General features: G+C 35.7%; 24 protein-coding genes. 8 read left to right on the forward strand and 16 right to left on the reverse strand.

The window, feature by feature from the left end:
* Positions 1-71 precede the first annotated feature (71 nt).
* Positions 72-1,757 carry a hypothetical protein gene (locus E4O01_RS07645; RefSeq protein ID WP_253691418.1) on the forward strand — a complete coding sequence of 562 codons (1,686 nt, stop codon included), beginning with the start codon at positions 72-74 and terminating at the stop codon, positions 1,755-1,757.
* Positions 1,758-1,773: 16 nt separating this feature from the next.
* Positions 1,774-3,486, forward strand: a complete 1,713-nt coding sequence (locus tag E4O01_RS07650; protein WP_253691420.1) for a hypothetical protein — start codon at positions 1,774-1,776, stop codon at positions 3,484-3,486.
* A gap of 10 nt (positions 3,487-3,496) precedes the next feature.
* Here the strand turns inward: E4O01_RS07650 and E4O01_RS07655 are convergent, their stop codons facing one another.
* From E4O01_RS07655 to E4O01_RS07665, 3 genes are read right to left on the reverse strand one after another with little or no spacing between them, the layout of a single operon-like run.
* Positions 3,497-3,916 carry a hypothetical protein gene (locus E4O01_RS07655; RefSeq protein WP_253719220.1) on the reverse strand — a complete coding sequence of 140 codons (420 nt, stop codon included), beginning with the start codon at positions 3,914-3,916 and terminating at the stop codon, positions 3,497-3,499.
* 6 nt (positions 3,917-3,922) lie between these two features.
* Positions 3,923-4,501, reverse strand: coding sequence for an MBL fold metallo-hydrolase (locus E4O01_RS07660; RefSeq protein WP_253691423.1), 579 nt, complete (start codon positions 4,499-4,501; stop codon positions 3,923-3,925).
* Positions 4,498-5,025, reverse strand: coding sequence for a pentapeptide repeat-containing protein (locus tag E4O01_RS07665; RefSeq protein WP_253691425.1), 528 nt, complete (start codon positions 5,023-5,025; stop codon positions 4,498-4,500). The genes E4O01_RS07660 and E4O01_RS07665 overlap by 4 nt, the downstream gene beginning before the upstream one ends.
* 397 nt (positions 5,026-5,422) lie before the next feature.
* Between E4O01_RS07665 and E4O01_RS07670 the strand changes: the two genes are divergently transcribed.
* Complete coding sequence (locus E4O01_RS07670; RefSeq protein WP_253691427.1) at positions 5,423-6,154, forward strand: PorT family protein; 732 nt, start codon at positions 5,423-5,425, stop codon at positions 6,152-6,154.
* Positions 6,155-6,236: 82 nt separating this feature from the next.
* Here E4O01_RS07670 and E4O01_RS07675 read toward each other — a convergent pair whose 3' ends face one another.
* Complete coding sequence (locus E4O01_RS07675) at positions 6,237-7,523, reverse strand: YncE family protein (protein ID WP_253691429.1); 1,287 nt, start codon at positions 7,521-7,523, stop codon at positions 6,237-6,239.
* Between the two features lie 115 nt (positions 7,524-7,638).
* On the opposite strand from E4O01_RS07675, the gene E4O01_RS07680 reads away from it, so the two are divergent.
* The 5 genes from E4O01_RS07680 to E4O01_RS07700 are packed head-to-tail and all read left to right on the forward strand — an operon-like array spanning position 7,639 to position 12,090.
* Entirely contained in the window at positions 7,639-8,580 is a 942-nt protein-coding gene (locus E4O01_RS07680; protein ID WP_253691431.1) for a metal ABC transporter solute-binding protein, Zn/Mn family, read from the forward strand.
* A 35-nt stretch (positions 8,581-8,615) separates the two neighbouring features.
* A complete protein-coding gene (locus tag E4O01_RS07685) occupies positions 8,616-9,380 on the forward strand; it encodes a metal ABC transporter ATP-binding protein (protein WP_253695191.1) in 765 nt (254 codons plus the stop codon).
* A complete protein-coding gene (gene troC / locus E4O01_RS07690; protein WP_253691433.1) occupies positions 9,377-10,291 on the forward strand; it encodes a transition metal ABC transporter permease subunit TroC in 915 nt (304 codons plus the stop codon). The genes E4O01_RS07685 and troC overlap by 4 nt, the downstream gene beginning before the upstream one ends.
* A gap of 4 nt (positions 10,292-10,295) precedes the next feature.
* Entirely contained in the window at positions 10,296-11,396 is a 1,101-nt protein-coding gene (locus tag E4O01_RS07695) for a metal ABC transporter permease (protein WP_253691435.1), read from the forward strand.
* A 25-nt stretch (positions 11,397-11,421) separates the two neighbouring features.
* On the forward strand, positions 11,422-12,090 hold the full coding sequence (locus tag E4O01_RS07700) for a metal-dependent transcriptional regulator (protein WP_253691437.1): 669 nt from the start codon (positions 11,422-11,424) through the stop codon (positions 12,088-12,090).
* Here the strand turns inward: E4O01_RS07700 and E4O01_RS07705 are convergent.
* The 12 genes from E4O01_RS07705 to hslV all read right to left on the reverse strand — a co-directional run bounded on the left by E4O01_RS07705 (position 12,083) and on the right by hslV (position 24,767).
* On the reverse strand, positions 12,083-13,288 hold the full coding sequence (locus E4O01_RS07705; RefSeq protein ID WP_253691439.1) for a glycoside hydrolase family 3 N-terminal domain-containing protein: 1,206 nt from the start codon (positions 13,286-13,288) through the stop codon (positions 12,083-12,085). The genes E4O01_RS07700 and E4O01_RS07705 overlap by 8 nt on opposite strands.
* A gap of 13 nt (positions 13,289-13,301) precedes the next feature.
* Positions 13,302-15,743, reverse strand: a complete 2,442-nt coding sequence (locus tag E4O01_RS07710; protein WP_253691441.1) for a tetratricopeptide repeat protein — start codon at positions 15,741-15,743, stop codon at positions 13,302-13,304.
* A 27-nt stretch (positions 15,744-15,770) separates the two neighbouring features.
* Positions 15,771-16,223, reverse strand: a complete 453-nt coding sequence (gene fliJ, locus E4O01_RS07715; protein WP_253691443.1) for a flagellar export protein FliJ — start codon at positions 16,221-16,223, stop codon at positions 15,771-15,773.
* A gap of 3 nt (positions 16,224-16,226) precedes the next feature.
* On the reverse strand, positions 16,227-17,648 hold the full coding sequence (fliI, locus tag E4O01_RS07720) for a flagellar protein export ATPase FliI (RefSeq protein ID WP_253691445.1): 1,422 nt from the start codon (positions 17,646-17,648) through the stop codon (positions 16,227-16,229).
* Between the two features lie 9 nt (positions 17,649-17,657).
* Complete coding sequence (gene fliH / locus E4O01_RS07725; RefSeq protein ID WP_253691447.1) at positions 17,658-18,584, reverse strand: flagellar assembly protein FliH; 927 nt, start codon at positions 18,582-18,584, stop codon at positions 17,658-17,660.
* A gap of 20 nt (positions 18,585-18,604) precedes the next feature.
* Positions 18,605-19,654, reverse strand: a complete 1,050-nt coding sequence (gene fliG / locus E4O01_RS07730; RefSeq protein ID WP_253691449.1) for a flagellar motor switch protein FliG — start codon at positions 19,652-19,654, stop codon at positions 18,605-18,607.
* Position 19,655: 1 nt separating this feature from the next.
* Positions 19,656-21,359: a flagellar basal-body MS-ring/collar protein FliF gene (gene fliF, locus E4O01_RS07735; protein ID WP_253691450.1), complete on the reverse strand. Its 1,704-nt coding sequence runs from the start codon at positions 21,357-21,359 to the stop codon at positions 19,656-19,658.
* A 65-nt stretch (positions 21,360-21,424) separates the two neighbouring features.
* On the reverse strand, positions 21,425-21,790 hold the full coding sequence (gene fliE / locus E4O01_RS07740; RefSeq protein ID WP_253691452.1) for a flagellar hook-basal body complex protein FliE: 366 nt from the start codon (positions 21,788-21,790) through the stop codon (positions 21,425-21,427).
* Positions 21,791-21,817: 27 nt separating this feature from the next.
* Positions 21,818-22,273 carry a flagellar basal body rod protein FlgC gene (gene flgC / locus E4O01_RS07745; RefSeq protein WP_253684824.1) on the reverse strand — a complete coding sequence of 152 codons (456 nt, stop codon included), beginning with the start codon at positions 22,271-22,273 and terminating at the stop codon, positions 21,818-21,820.
* Positions 22,274-22,296: 23 nt separating this feature from the next.
* Positions 22,297-22,716, reverse strand: a complete 420-nt coding sequence (flgB, locus tag E4O01_RS07750; protein WP_253691454.1) for a flagellar basal body rod protein FlgB — start codon at positions 22,714-22,716, stop codon at positions 22,297-22,299.
* Between the two features lie 51 nt (positions 22,717-22,767).
* Positions 22,768-24,231: an ATP-dependent protease ATPase subunit HslU gene (gene hslU, locus E4O01_RS07755; protein ID WP_253691456.1), complete on the reverse strand. Its 1,464-nt coding sequence runs from the start codon at positions 24,229-24,231 to the stop codon at positions 22,768-22,770.
* On the reverse strand, positions 24,231-24,767 hold the full coding sequence (hslV, locus tag E4O01_RS07760; RefSeq protein WP_253679685.1) for an ATP-dependent protease subunit HslV: 537 nt from the start codon (positions 24,765-24,767) through the stop codon (positions 24,231-24,233). The genes hslU and hslV overlap by 1 nt, the downstream gene beginning before the upstream one ends.
* Positions 24,768-24,854: the final 87 nt, after the last annotated feature.

A 24,854-nucleotide genomic window follows, 5' to 3' on the forward strand; every position in this document is an offset into this window, starting at 1 on the left:
GGGTTGTCAATAAGGATAATTGAATTTTACTTCTTATTGTGTTAAAATACTAAAAATATGAGAGGCGCATTATGAATTTTAAACAATACATCTTAGCTTTTTTTCTTGTTGTTTTTTTGATGACCGAAAAAGGGCAAACCGGCTTCGCGGCTGAAAATGAATCCGAGTACGACATACCTTATGCAAAAATTTTTTATGAAAAAGATACCGATATTTATGATGCCGTATATTTTTTGGCTGTTGAAAACGGATTTTCTCCACTTTCCTATAAGAGACCACAATCGGGAGCCGAACTTTATAAAACATTCACTCTTATTGATAACTCAAATTTAAGTAACATAGGTTTAAAAGTTTTCGAAAATACAAGAAAAGCCTTAATTACTCCTAAATATCTCATTCAGCAAGAAATCCTAAAATTCAATATAAATGCACAATTGGGCATTCAAGGCCGTTTTGCTCATAAAGTTAACGAATATAGTCCACGAATCGATCAATTTTTAGCTTACAATGAAATGCCCGTCCCTTTGGCTGTACCTATAGATTTTTTAATTTCTAATTATTTTTATACTTATTGCTATTTAAGCCTAAACAAAAATTTTGCAGCAAGTAAATTTTCGAATACTTTTTTGAATATTCCGCTAAAAGGAAAAGACATAGATTTTCATTTTCCTCAAAAAGCAGGGATAGCCATAGGCGGTTCTTTCTTCAATCTAAATATCGGGCGAGGTTCTTTAAATTTAGGAAGGACATTGGGCGGAAGTATGCTTATAGCCGATACAGCAGACCGTTTTGATTATTTTACGGGAAGCGTATTCACAAAAAATTTAAAACTGGATGTGACCATTGTAGAATTAAATCCTACCAGATTTTTATTTATGCATGAAGTTACTTTTAGACCTATAAAACAAATTTCCATAACTTTGCATGAAGGAGTTCTAGTCAATTCTTTTTTTGATCCGCGTTTTTTAAATCCGGCGATGATCTTTCACAGCCACGCTGCATGGAAAGAAGACTACCTTCCTGGTACATCTCCAAAATCAAAAAATGGAGCAGTAGGAAGTCAATTTGGAATTACGATAGATGCAGTACCTACAAAAGGATTAAGGATATACGGGCAATTTGGAATGAACCAATTTCAAACTCCATCAGAACTTAGAGGCCTAAACGGAAAAAATTACACCCCTAATTCTCTGGGAGGTCTTGCCGGTATAGAATACATTTACCCAACAAAAATAGGATACATTGTATCTTCGATTGAAGGAATCTATGCAAATCCTTGGTACAATATTCTTTCAAATAAAAAAATAAGTTACTATCATGAAAGACAAGAAATATCTTCATCAGTTTTGGACTATGATAAGTCGCAAATATACACATGGATTTCAAATCCTTATGGCCCTGATACAATTACTGCCATTGCCCAAATCTCTCTTATAAATCCGAAAACATATTCCACTTCCTTTACTTACAGGCTTGTATGCAAGGGTGAAAATGAAGATAATTTTTTTGACAAAAATAAAGAAAAACCTTCAGGTGTATACTATCCTGAAGCCGAGGGAAATAATCATCCCGAATGGTTAAATTGGAGAACCCCAAGCGGAACTCCTGCTTTTTTCAGTACCCTTAAACTCTCAGGCTCTTATAATATACTACACAATTTGTTAATAAAAGGAGCTTTTTCTTGGACAAACGCTTTAGGGAGAATAAGAGGAAATGCGATTGACTTTTCTGTTTCTTTAGAATATAGTATACGCTAAATTTTGAGGTCATTACATGAAAAAGAGAATATTATATTTTATTTTTTTATTATCGTTTTTAAGTATAGCGATATACAGCCAAGCACCTATAGATATTTTTGATCCTATATATGGAGATATAAGTCTTTGGGAAAAAACAGGTCTTATAAACGATGCACCATCGATACGGCCATATCCATTACAAGAAATAAAAAGAATCTTAGATATCGTTATCGAAAGAGGAACTGAAAACCAGAAAAAAAAAGCAGAACAATATAAAAAAAGGTTGTTCGGCAGAATCTTTCATTTTGGAGGAATGACGGAATTTAATATAAAAGCACCGGGATGGCAAAAAGATTTTGCCTTTGCCCCACTGCTTGAGTTAAATTTTTCGCTGAATGAAATATTTACGGCTTCGGCTCATGTAAACTTCAGTTTGTTAAATAAGGTACCAAAGAATGAAACTTTACCTGCATTTCAATTCTCAAAAAAAGATATTATGCCCGATAACAGTGAAGTAGGTTCATTCACTCTATTACCTATGTTTAACTCCGGAGTTGCTATAGGAACTAGTGAATATTATTTAGCCGCAGGAATGAGCAGAGCCGCCTTCGGCCCTTTTGACGAAAACAATATTATAATCGGCGAACAAGCTTTTCATGCAGGACAATTTATCTTTGTAATCAACAAAGATAAATTTACATACAATCAGATTTTTTCAGCTATATCGGCATCAAATGATTTTGGAAGCAACTATTTCCCTCAGAAGTTTCTGGCAGGCCATTCAGTCAGCTTTCGGCCTCTTCCTTGGATATCTATAGGACTTTTAGATTTAATAATGTATGGAGGAAGATTTGAGCCTATATATTTTATCCCGCTGTCAGCCTTTTTTCTTGGACAGAGTATTTATAGGTTTCCGGATAATAGCTTGTTGGGACTGACTTTTGGAATAAAACCGGTAAAAGGTCTAAAGATAGATTTTGTATTACTTGCCGATGATTTGGGTTTTAATGAAATAATAAAATTTAAAAGTGCAAGATGGAGAATAGCCTCACAATTAGGAATTTCTTATGCGATGCCGAAGGATCATTGGTTTACATTTGTGGATGCTAATTATACATTCATTGCGCCATATTGTTATACCCACGCACACCATGAAAATTATAAAAATCCGAATTATGAAAATTATACACATAACGGTTCTCCGCTGGGAAGTAATTTACATCCAAACTCAGACCGTATACATGTGAAGACCCAATTCCGCCCAATAGAAGGAGTTTTCATAAATCTATACAACACCTTTATAAGGCATGCAAATATTACCGAAAGCGTAACAGATCCTATAATATTAAAAGAGTATCTTACAAAAAATTATTCGACTGATGGGTCGGTTTTTAATCATCCTACAGTAATAAAAGATGAATGGCATCATGCTTTTCTATACTCAACTCCATTCTTAACACAGAAGACAATTCAATATGTCAATCAGCTTGGATTGGAGGGTGTAGTTAATCTTCCGATTTTAAAATCGGGAGGGTCAATGCAATTTAAAATAGGCTATACCTTTGAAGCAAATATAAATCCGGGCGTGAATAGGCATATTTATAATAGAAAAGTTGCTCCCTCAAATTTAAGCACAGAAGCACAAATAATGGAGGAAGCCGAGAAACAGTTAAAAGACTGGAGAGAAAAAGCAAAAGGAAAAGAGTTTAACCATTATTTTAATATCGGTGTAAAAATATCTTATTAAAAGAAGACAATTATTTTACGGCCTTTTGCCAAACTTTATTTTTGATGCACCATGTGCAAAGGCCGTTTTTTTCTTCATTAAATTCGACATCTGCATAGTACCAGCTGCGGCAATTCAAAATCGAAAAGACGGGTAATTTTGTTTTTGGTTTTAGGCTTTCAAGTTTTAAAATTATATTTTCGGCTTCATTCGCCGCATCTCCCAAAACAAAACCGCCGTTTTCCTCAAAAGAATCAGGAGAATTACAAGGCCGCACTATCAATGATCCGGATAGAATAGGCGGATAGATTGCAAGAGATTCAAATTTTTCTTTTGTCTTAAAAAAAGGAATCGCATTCCGAAACGGAAAAGGCAAAAAACTTTGAATTAATTTTTGCTCTTCGTAGAGAATAGCCATGAGGTTATCGGGTAAAAAAAGCCAAGTTTCCATCATATTTTACAAGGATTTACTTTCAAAATCTTTAAAAAGAGAAACATTAAATTTACGTTCTATACCCACTGAAGTAGGAGGACCGTAAAACGGCATGATGATAAGCTTATCATCTAAGTTCATGAGTTTTATTTTTAAAATATCTTGCAAGGTTTTTGCGGCATACACATTTGTAGTCTGACCAATCATTCCTGCGGATAAGGAAGTTCCGGTAAACACAAGGTTTTCAATTTTGAACATGGATGATTGAGCCGGAATTGCAAAATACCTTACAGAATAACCGGCCAGATCTATAGTTCCGTCTCCTCTCAATGTGTTTATCGTTATGTTTTCCGAAAAACAGCTTCCGGCATAAACTTTCGGACTATAAATTTTTAAAATAGTATTGAGCCCTGTCTCATAGGGACTTTCAAAATTATGAGTCAATAAAACAGCTTTAAGATCAAATTTATTTTTTTCAATCTGTTGTATAATTTTTTCCGTAATCTTTGCAGGGTCAATGATAAGAGCTTCTTTGGTCTTTTCATTACCTATAAGATAAGTATTTGCAAAAAGTTGAGGCGAAAAATGAAGATAAACTTTCATATAAATTCGTCTCCCTCAACAAAAATTGCCTCCCGAGTGTTGGAAGATTTATACGAAACGCCGTTTTCCTGTATATATAAAAATAATGTCTTTTTAAGATTACAGTTTTGAAAATAGACATCTTTTAAAATCGAATACATAAACCGCGAACTGTAAAGATCGGAATCATTGAAGGAAACTTCCTCAGCCTTAATTCCGTTAAAATTATTTTGTAAAAGCTCGGAATTCTTAAAATCCGTGCGGATAATTTTTGCTCCGCCAAAAGATGAAAACTGAATATCGGAACTTTGAAAATTACAGGAATCTATTTCGCAAAAATCAAAAAAACACATTCTAAGATGTAAATTACTGCAATTACAGTTTTTGAATTTACTGTTCGAAAAAAAGCATCCGGTAAAAGATTTTTTTGAAAAATTCAAGCCTTCAAATTCCAGCCCGGATAAATTTAAGCCGTTTAAAGAATCCGATTTTTTTAAAAGCTCGAGGAAATCTTCATATTCAGTTTTTTTATCAAAATTAAACATCTGCTGCTTCTTTTTATAATATTGTAAACTTAAAAAAAATATGTTTCAAGTGGTTTAAAAAAACATTTTACGCATAATTTTAAGTTACGGTATTGCCCTTAATAAAATTATATGATATAAATATCATCAATAAGGATTATAGTAATTATGTATTTCTTATATTCTGTGCTTTTTAGTGTTACCCCCCCCTGCGCCAAAATGGCACACTAAAATTTCATTTTGGAATCTATTTCAATACACACAAACATATTTTAATCTTATTAAACTCATTTTCATGGCTTATTCGAGAGGGAAGGATGCCGATTATAAATTGCATTAGATATTTTGCATGTCCGGCAGCAATGCGGTTGTTACCTCTGAATAATATAAAAAATAATTTTTCAAAGGAGTTTTTTTTATGAAATTAAAAAAATTATTTTGTATTGGTGTTGTGGTCTTTATTTCTGCAACAATGTTGCCTGCTATTGACCTAAGCGCAGGCGTCGGTATCAGCTTCAATTACATGAGACAAGCCATAAAAATCAAAGACTCTGCAAAAATTGGCGGATTTAATACTTCAATAGATGCAAAGAGTTCGACCTCAGTACCTTCTTTAGGCATAAACGGATTTTTTGATGCCCAATATTTTACGGCAAAACTTGGAATGGCCTTTAATGTTGGAAAAGTTAAGGCTTCATATTCCTATTCGGTTAAAGCCGGCGGAATAACAGATTCCGGATCCGGAAGTGAATCAATTCCGAATTTAAAATTAACTTATTTTGAATTGGGACTTTTTGGAAAATATCCTTTTAATGTAGGAATTGCTAAATTATACCCTGTAGCAGGATTTAATTTTAAATTCAACACATCTGCAAAATCTGACGGCATAAATTTTCGCGAGTATATGACCTCAGATCAAAAAGCAGCATTAAATGCTTATTATTTTGTAGCAGGTTTCGGTGCAGATATATTTGTTGCCGGAAAATTTTTCTTGCGCCCCTTAGGTCTTTTCGGTATTCAAATGAATTCTCCCGCAAAAAATCCCGCAATAGGAGAAGCATTACAAGCACTACATCCCACACTAAAACCAAAATCCGGATTCAGCTATATGCTTGATATCGGCTTGAGTATAGGTTATCAGTTTAAATAATTAAAAGTTACTAAGAACAACCGCAAGCCGTCCGTTTTTAATAGAACGGACGGTTTTTATTTATAGAATTTCAACTTAAATTTTAAGATTTAAGCTCGTACACCCGTATCCGATTATCCAAAAAATCGGATAGGACTATTTTTTTCCCGTCAGGAGAAACATCCAAACCTGTAGGCTGATTTCCGGCTTCTATGCTTTCAATGAGTGTAAAGGTTTGCGTGTCGATTATATCGAGACGGCCTAATACATAACCCTTGTACAAATACCCCTTATCGGGATTATTCGGCCCCCTGCATGAAACATAGAGCAGTTTTTTATCGGCTGAAAGTTGAATTGTATTTGGATTAAAAAACACCTTTATGCTCGCAAGAAGTTTATCTTTATCTGCGGAGTAAACTTCAACAATATTGTTTCTCATATCGGAAACATAGATGAGCTTACGTTCATAGTCGGTAACTATATGCCTCTTTGCACCCATTCCCCCGCCCTCGTAAACTGTTTTATAGTCGGCTAAAGATTTTTTTATAAGCCTGCATTGGGATTTACCTGCCGAATCTTCAAATTGTGCACAGTAGATAAATTTTCCGTCTTGAGAAAAAGCCATACCCCGCGGAACAGCCTTGGTTTTTATTTTTTTTTCTTCCTTGTAAGAAGAAGGATCTATGACACTTATATCCTGCGAAGTCCAGTTACTCAAATAAACTCTGTCAAGGCCGGCATTATAAGCCATAACCTTGCTCCACGTACCTGAAGATTCTATAGTTATTTTATATTCAAAAGACGTAAGATCAAAAACATGAATCGAAGCTGTCGGCATTTGACTAACCCATAATTCGTTTTTATGTTTTAAAACCAAGGATTCCACAAAACCGAATTTTTCGGCATATTCTTTTGGAGGAGAAATTCTTTTTGTTTCTCCCGTTTCAATATTTATAATATCTATTCCCGTTCCGTCAAGAAGAGCAACGGCAACAGTCTTTTCGTTTACAAAAGTTACACTCTTAGGTTTTCGTCCAGTGGAAAAAACCTTAACTACATCGTATTTTGAATTTATGGGAGAGAGAACAACAAAGGCAGTTTTATTTTGGCTTTCAGTTAAATTCAAAGTGTGAGTACGGAAGCCGTCTTTTTTTATTACAAAGGTAGAGGCCTCATCTTTTAGAGTAAAAGTCAATCGACCCATAGTTTTGTCGGAAGAAAGCAGTTTAGGTTCAACCTTATGATCATCGGCAAAAAACTCCGCCTTTTTATAAGGCTGAAGATTAAGATCAAAAACAAAATCGGCAAAACCAAATAAGGCGGAAACAAAAAAACAGAATATACACAAATTTTTTTTTATAACACACAAAAAATAAATCGAAACTTTCATAAATCTTATTTTGCTTTTTTTGTAAAACTTTGTCAATGGGATTCGGCTTGACCTTTTCTTTAGTTTTCGATATATTATAATCATAATTTTGATACATCAAAATAAAGGATTTTACATGACAAAAAGAAAATTGATACCGGCAGGATTTATGGGATTTATTTTATTGAGTCTGGGATTTTTTTCTTGTTCCAAAGCGGAGCAAAAAAATCAAACTAATGATTCGGGAAAAATAAAAATTACGGCAACAATAGGTATGGTTGCCGATATAACAAAAGCTGTAGGAGGAGATGAAGCAGAGGTACAAGCTTTAATGGGAGCCGGAGTAGATCCGCACCTTTACAGAGCCAGCGCAGGAGACATGGAAAAGCTTCAAAAAGCGGACATTATTTTTTATAACGGTCTTCATCTTGAGGCAAAGATGGGAGAAGTTTTGCAAAAGATATCTTCTACCCGAAAAACCGTAGCGGTAGCGGAAAACATCCCGAAAGAAAATCTTTTGCCCTTTGAAGAATCGGAATTCGATCCTCATGTTTGGTTTGACGTAAAACTCTGGAAATATGCGGCGGAGGCCGTATATAAAGCACTAACGGAATTTGCTCCGCAAAAAAAAGATATTTTCCAAAAAAACTATGAGGTTTACATTGCGAAACTTGATGAGCTTGACGAATTTATCAAAAAAAGAACTTCAGAAATTCCGCAAGAAAAGAGAGTTTTAGTTACTGCCCATGATGCCTTCAACTATTTCAGCAGAGCCTACGGTTTTGAAGTCCGAGGTTTACAAGGAATAAGCACTGTAAGCGAAGCCGGAGCAAAAGATGTGCAGGAACTTGCAGATTTTATTGCCGAGAAAAAACTTCCGGCCATATTTGTTGAAAGCTCAGTTCCCGAAAAAAACGTAAAGGCCTTGCAAAAGGCTGTAAAGGCCAGGGGTTATGATGTTTCAATCGGCGGAGAACTTTTTTCCGATGCTATGGGCGATGACGGCAGTTTTGAAGGAACCTACATAGGAATGCTTACTCATAATATAAACACAATAATAGATGCTTTAAAGAAATAAAAAACCTGTTACATTTTAAGGATAGTTTTATGAACATGTGCTGTGACGAACATTCAAAACAAAATTTAATTCCGGCTTTTTGCGTTGAAGACCTCACCTTAGCTTACCGCGAAAAGCCGGTACTCTGGGATATCGATGTATGCGTACCTCAAGGTGCAATGGAAGCTGTAGTCGGTCCAAACGGAGCAGGCAAATCAACTCTTCTTAAAGCCATGATGGGCATCCTCCCCATAGCATCCGGAGAAATAAAGATATTCGGAAAATCGTATAAATCCCAACAGAAAAGGATAGCCTATGTGCCGCAAAGAAGCTCGGTGGATTGGGATTTTCCAACAACCGTCTTTGATGTAGTTTTAATGGGCTCATACGGGAATTTAGGATGGATAAAAAGACCGGGGCAAAAAGAAAAAAAAGAAGCCCTATCAGCCTTGGAAAAAGTCGGAATGGCAGAATTCGCAAAACGCCAGATAAGCGAACTTTCGGGCGGTCAACAACAAAGAGTTTTTTTGGCAAGAGCTCTTGTTCAAAATGCGGATCTTTATTTTATGGATGAACCCTTTCAGGGAGTAGATGCAGCAACCGAACAGGCAATCGTAAAACTTTTAAAAGAACTAAAAGCCGGCGGAAAAACTCTTTTGGTAGTTCATCATGATCTTCAAACCGTAAAAGATTATTTTGATAGAGTTCTCTTATTGAATGTAAGATTAATAGCCGAAGGAAGTGTTAAAGAAATTTTTACCGAAGAAAACTTGCGTAAAACTTATGGAGGCAGAATAGCCTACAATTCTGAAAAAAAATGAACGAGATAATAAATTTTTTTGCCGACTATACTTTGAGAAATGTTTTTTTGGGAACAATGCTTTTAGGCATAGGATCAGGAGCGGTTGGAAGTTTTGCAGTCTTACGCAAACAAAGTTTACTCGGAGACGCGGTTGCACATGCAGCCCTTCCGGGCGTAGTAATAGCATTTTTAATCACAGGTTCAAAAATGACGTTTCCCCTTTTAATAGGTGCAGGTCTTACGGGACTTATAGGAACATTTTTCATAAACAGTATTGTGAACACCTCAAAAATAGATACGGATGCAGCACAAGGCATTGTATTGGGTGTATTTTTAGGATTAGGTTTTTTACTTTTAACCTATGTTCAAAAATTACCGGGAGCAGGAAAAAGCGGCCTCGATAAATTTATATTCGGACAGGCTGCAACTATAACAGGGCAAGACGTAATATTGATTTTTACGGTTGAAACAGTAATTCTTCTAACAGTTTTGCTTTTTTGGAAAGAACTTAAAATATCGACATTTGATCCGGGATTTTCTCAATCAATCGGCTTTTCACCCAAAATAATAGAATCAATTTTAACCGTTTTAATCATAATTACAATAGTTATAGGAATACAGTCTGTCGGAGTAATTTTGATGAGCGCACTTTTACTTGCACCTGCCGCCGCAGCGAGGCAGTGGACAGATAGATTAAGCATAATGTGTTTTTTATCGGCTATTTTTGGAGCTGCCTCAGGAATGGGCGGAGCAGTAATTTCTTCTCAAGTTTTAAAAATGCCGACAGGGCCTATGATAGTTTGCGTTTTAACAGGTTTTACTCTTATTTCAATATTGTTCAGTCCGCATCGAGGAATTATTCAAGCAAAGTTAAAAAAAATTCACATCAAAAATAAAATACTCAAAGAAATAAAAGAAGAAAAGGATTAAACTTATGAATATGGAAATAATATTAATTGCAATTATTGTCTCCGCTTCATGCGCTCTTTGCGGAGTATTTTTAGTTTTACGAAAAATGTCATTGATGAGCGATGCAATCAGTCATTCAATAATAATAGGAATCGTATTAGGATTTTTTATAAGTAAAAGTTTATCTTCAAGTATTCCGTTAATAGGAGCCGTTATAGCAGGGATGGCTTCAGTTTTATTTACTGAAGTTTTACAAAAAACAAAACTTATAAAAAGCGATACGGCTATAGGTCTTGTTTTTCCTTTTTTATTTAGTCTCGGAGTTATTTTGGTTTCACTATATGCCGGAAACGTTCATTTAGATACGGATTCCGTATTATTGGGAGAATTAGCCTTTGCACCGTTTGACAGAATAAATTTTTTTACGATTTCACTTCCAAAAAGTTTGGTTCAGATGAGCGGGATTCTCTTATTTGATTTAATTTTTATCATAGTATTTTTTAAAGAATTGAAACTGACAACTTTTGATTTAAACTTAGCAAAATCATTAGGGTTTTCTCCTGCAATCATGCACTATAGTTTAATGTTTGCAGTAAGCCTTACCTGCGTAGGTGCATTTGATTCTGTAGGAGCCGTTTTAGTTACGGCTCTGATGATTGCTCCGGCTGCCGCAGCTCTTTTATTGACAAACAGTCTTTTTTATATGATAATCATTTCGATTTTTATTGCATCAGCGGCATCAATAAGCGGTTTTTATCTTGCAATAAAAATTGACGGCAGTATATCGGGTTCAATGGCATCAATGACAGGACTATTATTTTTACTTGTTTATTTATTTTCTCCAAAAGACGGATTGATAAAACGAAAATTGGAACAAAACAAATTGAAAATAGATTTTGCAGTTAAAATGCTTATTGTTCATCTTTTACATCACCAAGGTGAAGAAAACATGGCAAGGGAATGCCGGGAAGAGCATCTATGCGAACATATTAACTGGTCCGAAAAAAAAGCTCACACAGTAGTACTTGCAGCAACGCGATTAAGATATATTAAAAAAGAAAACGGTTTATTGCTTTTATCTTCTTTAGGAAAAAAAGAAGCGGAAAAATCGATTACAAACACTTAGTTAAAATAAAACTTAAGGATTAAGCGTGGAAATATCAAAAATTACAACCGAAAATTATTTAAAATCCATTGTTAAGTTTTTATCGGCAAACGACAAAGATATAATTACCAATGGTGAAATTGCAAAATTATTACATGTTACGCCCGGCACTGCTACATCTATGGCGAAAAAACTTGAAAAAGAAGGATATCTAGAATACCAAAATCGAATCGGATGCCGATTAACTGAAAAAGGTAAAAAATACGGCCTCAATATTATAAGAAGACATCGTTTAATTGAAACTTTTTTATTTAAAACTTTGAAAATGGATAAAAAAGATGTTCACAATGAAGCAGAAAATTTGGAACATGCAGCTTCCGACATTTTAATCGATAAAATAGATGAATATTTAGGAAAACCTAAAAGAGATCCTCATGGAGCAATAATACCTAAAAAAAATCAAAGCAACTATCGGCGTACCGATATGGAGCTTTCAAAACTAAAATGCGGAACAGAATACTCAGTTGTAAGACTTAAAGGTTCCGAAGCTCAATTTGAATACTATAAAAAGATAAATTTAAAATTAAATTCTAAAATTAAAATAGAAAATAAAAATGAAGAAAGCGGTTTAGCCGAAATTATAATAGACGGAAATAAGATATCGTGTTCTACTATGATTTTAAAACATATTTTTGTCGAAAAAAATATTACCTAGAACTTTTTTGTTTTTTTAAAATATCTTCCGCAGCCTTTTTTGCCTTATAAAATTTTTCTTTATCGAATTTATTTTTTTCAATAGGCATGCATAATTCATCTATGATACCCATTTTTATTTTTATTTTTAAAATATTATATACGGCATCATCAATACGATTTGCAAAATCGGCATCCTGCTTTATTTTATTTGAAATTACATTGACCAATTCTTTAAATTTCGGCTCCGAACACATCACCATATCACAACCTGCACTCAGAGCCGAAATTACGTTATCGGCTGTTGAGCGGCCGTCAGTTTTTAAGGCTTTCATTGCCATATCATCGGTAAGAATCATTCCTTTAAATTTTAATTCGTTTCGTAAAAATTTTTCGATTCCGATTTTTGAAAAACAAAACGGAACTTTTTCTATAAAGGAAACTTCAGCATGAGAAATTAAAACAACTCCGTCAGTATCGTAAATAACCCGTTTAAACGGCCGAATAAACTCTTTATAAAAAATATCTTCTGAATCATCAATAATACTTTTTGAAAGATGAGGATCGGAAGCAGTTCCGGGAAAATGTTTAACGGTCGAAATTACTCCGCCCTTTTCCATTCCGGATATAAATATTTGGGAATATTTTACAAGAACATCTTCATCTGAAGAAAATATGCGGTTATCAAAAAAACTTTCATTTTTTTCCTGTATTTTTTCGACAATAGGAGCAAGATTTAGATGAATTCCCAATAAAGATATTTGTTTTGCAGTCTGTTCATAAAGAGATAAAGCATCTTCTTCATTAAATGTTTCAGCTATTTCTTTCGGCGAAGGCAGAGGAGAAGCTATATTCTTGATTCGATAAACCCAGCCTCCTTCAAAATCGGATGCAAAAAAAGGAGGAATAAATACTTTTGTTTTGGATAATTTTTGTATTGACTGTTTAACAGATTTTATATATGCAGCCGACTCTTGAGGTGTATCAGAAAAATTAAAGCCGAATAAAATAAAAGCTCCGGGTGAATAAGGCGAAAAATAAGAATTTAAATATACCGGAAAAGTTTTTTTACCTTCAATGCTCATCATTAAAACCTGCGCTGCTTTTTCTTCAATACTCATTTTTGAGATATGAGTTTTAATATTTTTATCATCATTTGCAGCAAAAATAAATACATGAACAAAAAAGCAACATAACAAAACCGAAAAAAAATGTTTCATAAAAATCTCGAAATTAAATAAGCTTTTGATTTTTGGCTACCGTAAAAAGTTTTGAATTCCATAAATTATTTTGCATGTACTTATCACGGATATCGTTTTCCCCGATAGCCAATACATTTTTTTGCATGGATTTAAAAGCTTTACTTAGGTAAGCAATAGTTTGCGAAGAATTATCGCCGTAAAGACGGACAGATAAATCATAACACAAATACATGTATAATGAAGAGTACGGATCATTTTGATATAAGGACTCGACAGCAGAAACTTCCAAATTCGATAAAAAAACTTTACATTTTTCCAAATCATACATTTCAGAAAAATTAATTTTACAGCTATAATAGTCGTAAAAAGCATTAAATATTTTTTTTCCGGTTGACATATTATATATTTTAAACCAAACTAAATCTTCGACAAAACTAAAGCCCGATTTTACATTCTTAAATTCGGCAAAACCCGAATTAAAAGGTTCATCATAAAGAGAGGATACATCCAAATCCATTTTTTCCAAATCATTATGCAAAACAGGATAGAATAAAAAAGATTCCAACAAAAACAATGAAGCATCATCCGTGTAGTCGACATATTTTACTAAAATATCTTGCGCACTTTTAATTTGTCCCATATAAACGAGAGAGCGTCCATACCAAGCTCGGCATAAAGCTTCAAGTTTATCAAAATATAAATTGGCAAAATCCGCTGCCAATTTAAAACTTTCAGCCGCATTATTAAATTCTCCTATCTGTAAATAAACACGCCCTTTCATAAAAAGATAAGGAATTTTCCACTCTTGTTCAAAATATTCATCAACAGCACAAGCCAATCGATCTAAAAATGTCATGGATTGTTTTAAATTATTTTGTAAAAAATAAATTACGCTTATATTAAATAAAGCATCACAAATAAAAGATGTATCATGAGATTGTTCTGCATTATCAAGTGCATAAGAAAAATATGTAATAGCATCCGATATTTTGTTTTGAGTCAAATGAAAAAGAGCAAGTAAAGAAAAGGCTCTGTACTCTCCCGACTCAAGTTTATTTTCTTGAAAGAAACTTATAGCCGTTTTTATAAGTGCATAAGATTTGGAAGTACTATCATCCATATTTGCAATAATCGAATTTTGATAATATTTTAATGCATCATAAAAAATTTCATTTTTATATTTTTTCAAATCGAGACCTTCAACAGATGAATCCGAATAATTATGAAATATCGAAGCAAGCAAAAAATCAGGTTTACATTTAAAATTTAAGGATTCAAAAATTTTTTCGGCTTCAGCATTAGCACTTATAATTCCTTTTTTATATTTTGCCCATAAAAATTCGGCTATATGTTCATCAATTATGTTTTTATTAAGAGTAATTCGTCTTTCTATAATTTCGAGTAAGCCATAGGGAACAGCATAAATATTATTTTCAAGCAAGATAAGCCCCATCGAATACATCCAATTATATACATCATCAAAAAAATTTTTACTTTTGTTTAATGAAAGCAAAAAATCGGTAATTTCATCATAAAAAAAATATTTACTTGAAGATAAAATAATATATATTAAATGGAGTAAATCATCCGGTATGTTATATATTGACGGAAGCCCTGCATCTAAAGGCTGAATATTTATGTACTTATTAACAGCATATATTTTTTCTACTTCTTCTATATTTTTTTTATCGTTTGTATTATCTATAAAAACCTTAATGTATTTTAACTTTTTACTTTTTATATAATTCTTTAAAAAAATAGAAGAATTAGTCAAAAAGGCATCTATAAAATATTGCGGCATTTCTTTTGAAAATCTATACTTTTTTAAATAAGTATAAACATTTTTTGTACTTAAAAAAGAATTTTTATCTTCAGCAGACATAGCTTCCAAGCAAGTTTCGTCCAGAGGATTAGCCAAAATAAAATTATACAAAGCCCAAAAATAACTATCATTACGATGAACAATAATGGAAGCACTTTTATCTATATTTTTATCTTGTGTATTTGTTATGTTTTCAAAAAATTTGAATTTATCACATATAAAAATTGAAGAATCGGCAACAGCTGCAGCCGTATTAAAGTCGATATATTTTGAAAGTTTAATCGAAGCACTTGTTGAAACAAAAAGGCCTTCTTCAGGTATTAATTTTTTCTTATATAATGATACGGATTCCAATAGAAATTCATTTGAGACTTCTTCTTCATAACAATCAGTTATACATCTGACTTCAGAAATTTTACTTTTATATGATACAAGTATTTTATTTAAATTATACAAAAAACGCGCAGCAGAAAACACATAAGCAACAGATTTTTTTTTAAACAAAAAATATGAACCGCTCTGTACCTGAAAAAATTCGGCACCGTTTGACAAAGCTTCTTCTTTTATCAAATCGATAAAAGAAGTGAGAGTCTTTAAATCTATTTTGCGCAGCTGCCTTTCATACACTATCTCCAAAAAAACACTTAACATATATTCACCCTTGATTAATTATATCTCTTAATTAAAATAAACTTGATTTTTACCGAATTTATAGGTAATAATATCATCAATATATTTTTCTTCAGATTTTATATTTTCTTTTTCCCATAATTCACGTTTTTTTTCTTTTAACTTTGAAATTACTTTACGCTTCGATGCCGCTTCAATATAAGTTTTTCTTTTTTCTTCAATAAGCTGCTCGGCAAAAATCAATTTTTCCAATAACTCATCTCTTTTTTTGTCTAAAAGAATAACATAATTTTGAGCAGCATGAAGCTCGGTTATATCTATTTCTGCTGTAGATGGATTAAATTCGGTTCCGGTTTTAATTTTTAATTGAGCTATTTGTTTCAACTCAAGATCTATATGTTCTTTACGGGCAATAGCATGAGCCAATTCAATTTCTGCTTGATGTTCATAAAACTCACGTAAGTTTAAAAGTTTTTCAAGTCTAAACTCAAATCTTTTCATAAACTAAACCTCAGAATTGTTTCCATACAATGCAGAGGCTTCAGAACTTTGAGCATATTTTTTTATAGCCCCTAAACCAAGTCCGGCTTCATCAAATTCTTCAGGAGGAATATCAACTTCAGTAATGTCAGAAAGTTTTTGCAAGGTGTCTTTTAATTTTGCAGGATCATCTACATCCTGTGTTAAAAAATCATAAATTAGCGGATAGTGATCTATGGCATCATCAATGTTGGAATTACTTCCTTTTTGATAAGCGCCTAGATTAATCATATCTTCGGATTCGGTATAATCTTTTAATAGGGTACGCATACGCTTTGAAGCTGTTTTTGTGTTTTGCCCCGATACTCTGTTTGCTAAACGGGAAATACTTTTTAAAACATTAACGGCAGGATATTGCCCCCGTTCTGCAAGGTTTCTATCCAATACGATATGACCGTCCAAGATACCTCGCACGGCATCCGAAATAGGCTCATTCATATCGTCGCCTTCTACCAAGACTGTATAAAACCCAGTGATAGAACCTTTTTCGGAAGTACCGCTTCTTTCAAGAAGTTTAGGCAAAGAACTAAAAACGCTGGGCGTGTAGCCGCGGGTTGCAGGAGGTTCACCTATCGCAAGACCTATTTCACGTTGAGCCATTGCAAACCGAGTTACCGAATCAAAAAGGAGCATAACGTCTTTTCCTTGATCGCGGAAATATTCTGCAATTGCAGTGGCGGTATATGCACCTCTTATTCTTGCAAGAGCACTTTGATCCGAGGTTGCACTTACAATTACCGAATGTTTTAAACCTTCAGGCCCCAGATCATGCTCGATAAAATCTAAAACTTCCCTGCCCCGCTCTCCTATAAGAGCAATAACGTTTACATCTGCATTTGTATTTCGGGCTATCATTCCAAGCAGGGTAGATTTTCCGATTCCGGTTCCTGCAAAAATACCCAAACGCTGCCCGCGCCCTACTGCCAAAAGTCCGTCAATAGCACGGATACCCGTGACAATTCTTTGCCTTATAGGCTTACGGGTCATGGCATCGGGAGGAGGAGCTACTACAGGATATCTTATTGCAGAATAAGGTTCAGGTTTACCGTCAGCAGATTTACAGAGAGCATCTACAACACGTCCAAGTAAAACGTTTCCGACAGGAACCGATAAGATTTCGCCGCTGGCTATAACATGGTCACCGATTTTTACACCTTGTACATCTTCAAAACACATTAACTGCACAGTGGTGCCGTTTAAACCTACGACTTCGGCTTTTAATCCTTCAGGATTATCATCGGTAATAATCTGACAAAGTTCTCCTACAGAAGCTATGGGCCCTTCACTTTCAATGAGTTTATCGTGTACACGGACAACATTGCCGGTAAATTTTATCGGGTCGATTTCTGCAACGGCATCGGTATATTTATCAAAAAGATCTACCATATCGGCACCTTAAATATTTCCGGTTTTTATCTTTGTCTTAATGGGAGATATTTCCAAAATCTTTTGTTCAAGTTCGTTAAGCTGACTTGCAATGCGTGCATCAACTGCGCCAAAATCGGTTTCAATGATACAACCGCCTTGATCAACTGTAGAATCTTCAACCACCGTAATATTTTTAACGTTTTCTGCAGCGGATATAAAGTTTTGAGTATGCTCTGTAGTCATTTTAACATCAGCAAGGTTTACGCGTATAACTACATCGCCTCTTCCTTTAACTTTACGCAAGGCATGAACAACATTTGAAACAACAACATTTCTTTGGTTTTCGGAAATAACCTTAACAACCTTTCGTGTCATCAAAAGAACAAGATCGACAATCTGCTGTTCGGTTTCGGAAAGGATCTCTTGACGCCTATCCATTGTCTTATTTATTATCGTATGCAATCGATCGGTCAGGCGCTGTACTTCAAGGTTCCCTTCCTTAAAACCTTCTTCACGTCCCCGGTTAAAACCCTCTTTATAAGCATCCCGATTCACCGAATCTTTATTTTTTTCGGAATCGGCTATTATATCGCGGGCTTTTTGCTCGGCTTCAGCTATAATATCTTCGGCTTCTTTTTTTGCATTTTGTGCTATAACTTGAGCCTCATCAGTCTGCCTCTTTACTTCATCGAAGGCGGCATTTTGCGCACCTTGAATAATCTTATCGGCTTCCTCTTGAGCATCGGAAAGCATTTTTTCTTTTTGCTTTTCCCATTCGAGTCTAAAATCTTCAGCTTCCTTTTTTAAATCTTCAATAGTAGGCCCTTCATAAATTTCTACTTCTTCTTCAATAATTTCTTCAGGCTCTTCTTGAAAAGTTTTATTAAGCTGTAAAAATACTACATCGTTACTGTTTTTATTTACCTCAAAGCCTCTAAAAATAGTCTTAGCCATAAGCAATTCTCCGTTTTATTTTATACCAATTCATCCTCTTCGGATCTGGCGATAACAATTTCTCCCTTATCCTCCAAGTGTCTGATAATCGAAACAATCTTTTGCTGAGCTTCTTCAACATCTTTAACACGTATCGGGCCCATGTATTCCATTTCATCTCGAAGCATGGCGCCGGCGCGCTTAGACATGTTTCTGAATATCTTATCTTGAACTTCAGCATCAACCTGTTTAAGAGCCTTAGCCATTTCATCGTTATTAACTTCACGCAATACCTTACTGATGGATCTATCGTCAAGCATAACAATGTCTTCGAATACGAACATCTTCTTCTTGATTTCTTCTGCCAAATCGGGATCTTCATCTTCAAGAGATTCAATAATCGATTTTTCTGAAGAGCGGTCAACAAGGTTAAGAATTTCAACGATGCTGTCAACACCTCCGGCTGCCGTATAATCTTCACTTGAAACCGTAGAAAGTTTCTTTTCCAAAACGCGTTCAACTTCACGGAGAACATCGGGGGAAGTAGTATCCATGGTTGCAACACGTCTTGCAACATCGCTTTGAATTTCATCGGGGAGGTTTTGCAAAATTACCGATGCTTTTTGCGGTTCAAGATATGCAAGAATCAAAGCTATCGTCTGCGGATGCTCTTGCTGAATGAAGTTCAAAAGGTGAGCCGGATCCGTACGTCTTATAAAATCGAAGGGACGAACTTGCAAAGAACTTGTGAGCCTGTTTATTATTTCGATAGCCTTTTGACTTCCGAATGTTTTTTCCAAAACATCCCGTGCATAATCGATACCGCCCGTTGTTATAAAGTTTTGGGCAGTCATCAGATCCTGAAACTCTTGGAGAACGGCATCCTTTAATTCGGCCTCAACTGTTTCGGTTCTTGCAATTTCAAAAACTATTTTTTCGACTTCGTCTTCACGAAGACGTTCCATTATTTTAGCGGAGATTTCACCTCCGAGAGATACCAAGAATATAGCAGCCTTTTGTCTTCCGGTAAGAGAATTAATGTCCTTACCTTTTTTTGTACTGCCTCTTTCTTTTGCAGGTGCTACAGCCATATTATTCCTCCATGAGCCAAGTTCTAATTAAGAGAGCAACATCTTCAGGATGTTCACGAGCCATATTGATTGCATTTTCTTGAAGCTCCTGACGTCTGCGCTCTTCAACCGTCATTGAAACATCAGCATCAGCCATCTGTTGATCGTACAACATTCTTTCACGTTCCAACTGTGCTTGACGCAGCATTTCTTCTTCGCGAAGTCTTTTTCTTCTTTCAAGCTCACGGCTTATAATTCTATACAAAATAAAGATCAACAATATTAATGCAATACCGGCCAATGAAAGTAAGAATATCGTTTGCCGTTGTTGAGCTTTAAAATATTCTCTATCTTCAAACTCAAACTGCGAAGACCTGTCAACCATAACGTTTAAAACGCTTACCGAATCTTTTCGGCTTGCATCAAATCCTATAGCATCTTTAATTATTTTTTCGGCCTGCTTTATTTCTTCAGGAGAAAGAGATTTATATTCTCTTTCAATCATTCCGTTTTTGATAATATATTTTCCGTTAACATCTTTCTTCTTTACCCAAAGACCATCTATGTTTACGGATACGGTTCTTCTTCCCATCTTAGGAAGAAAAACTTCTTTTATTTGGCTCGAACTTACAAGATGATTTTCTTTTGTAATTGTCTGAGTTGAGCGGCCGACCAAATTTCTTGTATCCTGATACGAAGGCGCAGTTTGTCCTTCCGTTCCCGTAGGGCCTTGAGGGTTTATTCCGCTTCCTTCCCAAATTGTACTTGCGTTTTCGGAACTTACCGTAACCGATTCAACTACTTTAGAATCGTCATAAGGAGTTTCAGGGTTATCCGGTTTGATTATTGTAGGGCGTATTTCGGTTGTATCGGCAGAGCGTTCCGACATATCCATGTCGATTTTAACGTTTATATCCCTTACTCTGTCTTCACCGTATATTTTTTGTAAGGGTATCAATATATTTGCCCCGTATTGTCTTTCGAGTTTAGCAATAAATTTTTGCTGCTTTTCAATTAGAGTTAATCGATCGGAATCCCGCCTGCCTTCAAAATCATTTAAGGTAATACCGGAACTATCGGTTATCGTAATATCTTCATCCTTTAATCCGGGAACCGCAAGCCTCAGCATCTTTTGAATACCCTCTATTTTTTTGCGGTTATTGGAAATATCGCTTCCCGGTGCAGGATAAATAACAACGGTGGCCGTTGCAGGAAGCTGTTCCGATTCGAATAAGGCTTTTTCGGGTATGCGGACTACAACATTGGCATCATCAATGTCATCCAAGGCTTTTAAGTGTCTTCTAACTTCTTCGGTGATAGCACGGCGTAAATCGATTTCACGGTCAAAATCTGTGCGGGAATATCTTTCAACATCGAAGAAAGCCCAAGGGCTTGTATTGTTGGGTATCAAGTCTTCGCGCATCAAGATAGCCCTCATTCTTCTCGCAGTTGCTTCGTCAGCAACGGAAATTACGCCTTCTGATGAAATAGAAGTTTTGACGTTCTCTTCGTTAATTCGCAAGATTATTCTATCCCGCAGATCAACATCGGTTATTGCCATGTCTATTACGGGCACCGATGTCGGTTTTGAAGACCATCGAGTAAATACTACAACCAACACCAGAGCAATCACAATTACACCGATGATGATTCCTTTTTGGAGCTTTGTCCATTTTCCCCAAAGCGTCCCAAACTTTGTTTTCAGATTGTTAAACTTTTCGTTCATGTTTCCCCCCATGTACTGAACGAGCTTTGCAAGACTTTAAGTTTAAAGTCTTGCGAGGCTATCTTTTATCTCGTTGTGGTAATATCATTCCAAGTTTTTACCAAACGGTCGATTATAGTTTGCGCTAATTTAAGCGACAAACTTGCTTCGGCCATTCCCATCGTTATATCATGAACATCGACCGATTCGGGATCGACAATCATCTGCTCTCCTAATTTGTCCATGTTTGTTTGCTTTGCATTCATGCTGTCGAATGCTTTTAAAATTGTCTGCTCAAAACTTGAAGCTTCTTTATTTACGGCAAGCTCAATCATGTCCGTATTCGAAACCATCTTGGCTCTAAAATTATCGGTAACAACAGCATTAATTTTCGGAACATCTAAAAGCCCCGGTACCGAATTTACATTTGCAACATTTACAGCGTTTACCATTTTTTCCTCCCATCTTTATTGTTCATTTTATCTTGCAATATCCAAGGCTCGTTGGAACATATCCTTTGCGCCGTTTACAACAGCAAGGTTTGCTTCATAAGCTCTTGAAGCCGAAATCAAATCAACCATTTCGGTAACTATGTTTACATTGGGATATTCTACATATCCTTCCTTTGGGCCGTACTTTAAAGCCTTAGGATGGCTTGGATCATAAACCCAGCGGGTATCGGAAGTATCTTTTTCTATCGAAAGAACTTTAACTCCTTCGCCTACTCCCCTTTCTACATTTTGAGGAGTAAAAGGAGTCTGCCAGTCGATACCGCTTTTCTTTTGACCGACTATTACACGGCTTCTTTTAAAGGGGCCGCCTTCTTGTGTTTCCAAACTGGAAGCATTTGCAATATTGTTCGATATTACATCTGTTCTAAGACGCTCTACTCCCATTCCCGTAGCTGCAATATTTATACTTGTAAATAATCCCATATTTTTTCCTCCGCTTCCTTATTCTACTTTAAAACCGATTGTACCTGGTTGTACTGAAATCCTGCCATCATACTTAAAAGCTGATACTGCATTTGAATCTTCAATACCTTCATGGCTTCATCTTCAGGATTTACATTGTTTCCGTTTGCCTTTTCGGCAGTCAAATAATCCAAAACACGCACAGGTTCAACCGTTCGATAATCTATAGGCTCATTTGATTTTATGTGCAAGGGATGAGTTGTTGCAAGCTGAAAAGCACCTTTTACATTTTTTTCGGAATCAAAAGCTCTTTTTAACTCGGATTCAAAATTTACCTCAGTCCTTTTAAAATTAGGAACATCAGAATTTGCAAGGTTGTTCGATGTAACGGTATAGCGCAAAGAGCTTACATCCAAGGCTCTGTGAAGTATATCCGTTGTTCTTAAAAAACTATTAAAACCCATAGTTCACTCCTAAGCATATTTTCGGCAAATTTTAAATCCCTCTTAACCATATTATAGAATATATCGGGATAAATCCTGATCCTGTACTATATCCTTTAGTCTTTCATCTACATAAGACACATCGATTCTTACGGTTTCACCGCTCATCTCGCTTGCATTAAACGAAATATCTTCCAAAAGCATCTCCATAATCGTATGAAGCCGCCTTGCTCCAATGTTTTCGTTTTTGCTGTTTACATCGGCAGCCAAAAAACTCATTCTATCAATGGCTTCATCCAAAAATTCTATTTTTACGCCTTCTGTTTGTAAAAGTTCCGCATATTGCTTTGTCAAAGCATTTTTAGGTTCAAGGAGAATTCGTTTAAAATCTTCTGCATGAAGGGCTTCAAGCTCTACACGCAAGGGAAAGCGGCCTTGAAATTCCGGGATTAAATCGCTAGGCTTCGATACGCTGAAAGCTCCGGCTGCAATAAAAAGAATGTGGCGGGTATCGACTACTCCGTATTTTGTAGAAACCTTAGAGCCTTCAACAATCGGAAGAATGTCGCGCTGAACTCCTTCTCTGGAAACATCGGGACCTCCACCGCGATCGGAGCGGGAAGCGACCTTGTCTATTTCGTCGATAAAAATAATTCCCATCTGCTCGACTCTTTGCTTTGCCTCATCCGTAACCTTATCGTGATCGACCATTCGGTCAAGCTGTTCGGCCATTATAATCTCGCGGGCTTCTTTTACGCTTACATTTTTGCGTTTTGATTTTGCTCCTCCCATAATCATATTCGAAATATTCGACATTGCAGATTCGATATCTTCCATATTTGAACCGCCTGCAAAAAATTCGAATGTAGGCATTCCGACAGATGGAGAAATAGTAACTTCAACCATCTTATCTTCCAGTTTACCCTCGCGAAGCATTACACGGAATTTTTCGCGAGTACCGCTCATATCGTTTTCATGTTGAGCCTTATCTTCTTCACCGGAAGAAGGCGTACTCATACTCGGAATGGCTATCGGTGTCCCGGCGGAGGCATGAGAACTCTCTTGTGCAGGAACGGCAGCGGCCGGTGCAGCAGATTTCTTTTTATTTGAACCGGGTAAAAGCAAATCCAATAAGGATTCTTCCGTGTTTTTTTCTGCCTGTTCTTTTAGTTTTTCCTGCATTTCGCTTTTCACCATTGTGTAGCCCACAGCCATTAGATCCCTGATCATAGATTCAACATCACGGCCGACATAGCCTACCTCGGTATATTTTGTAGCTTCAACCTTTAAAAAAGGAGCTCCCGACAATTTTGCAAGCCGTCTTGCTATTTCGGTTTTACCCACACCTGTAGGCCCTATCATCAAAATATTTTTAGGAGCTATTTCATCCCTTATTTCTTCCGGCAATTTTAGACGGCGCATTCTGTTACGGAGAGCAATAGCAACGGCCCTCTTTGCCTTGTTTTGTCCTATGATGTATTTATCCAATTCCGCAACAGTTTGCTTAGGCGTCAGCTCTTTTAATTCTTCGTTCATTATATTTCCTCCATAACTATTTTTCCGTTTGTGTAGATGCAGATTTTTCCTGCAATCTGTAAACTCTTTTCTGCAATTTCACGGGCAGAAAGATTTGTATTTTGCATCAAGGCCAAGGCCGAAGCATAGGCATAATTTCCTCCGGAGCCTATTGCAAGTACATCTTCTTCAGGCTCTATGACATCTCCGTTACCGGAAATTAAAAGAGTTGTCTTTGCATCGGCTACGAGCAAAAGGGCCTGTAAATTTTTTAGCATCTTATCGGTGCGCCAATCCTTTGCAAGCTCTACAGCGGCGCGAGTCAGATCACCTGAAAATTCTTTTACCCGTATTTCGAATTTTTCCAAAAGAGTAAAGGCATCGGCCGTCGCTCCGGCAAAGCCCGTTATAATTTTTCCGTCATAAATTTTTCTTACCTTTCGGGCATTCCCCTTCATAACGGTTTCGCCCATAGTTACCTGACCGTCTCCGGCCATAACAATTTTTCCGTCTCTTCTTACAGCAAGCACAGTCGTGCTTCTTATCTTTTTATCCATTATAACTCCTATAAAAAATTTTTGCAGCAAATTTTAATTTGCGAAAAAAGTTTTTTCAAGTGTGTGCCTAAAAGCACACACATAAAA

The sequence above is a fragment of the Treponema sp. OMZ 790 genome, assembly GCF_024181285.1.
Classification (GTDB): domain Bacteria; phylum Spirochaetota; class Spirochaetia; order Treponematales; family Treponemataceae; genus Treponema_B.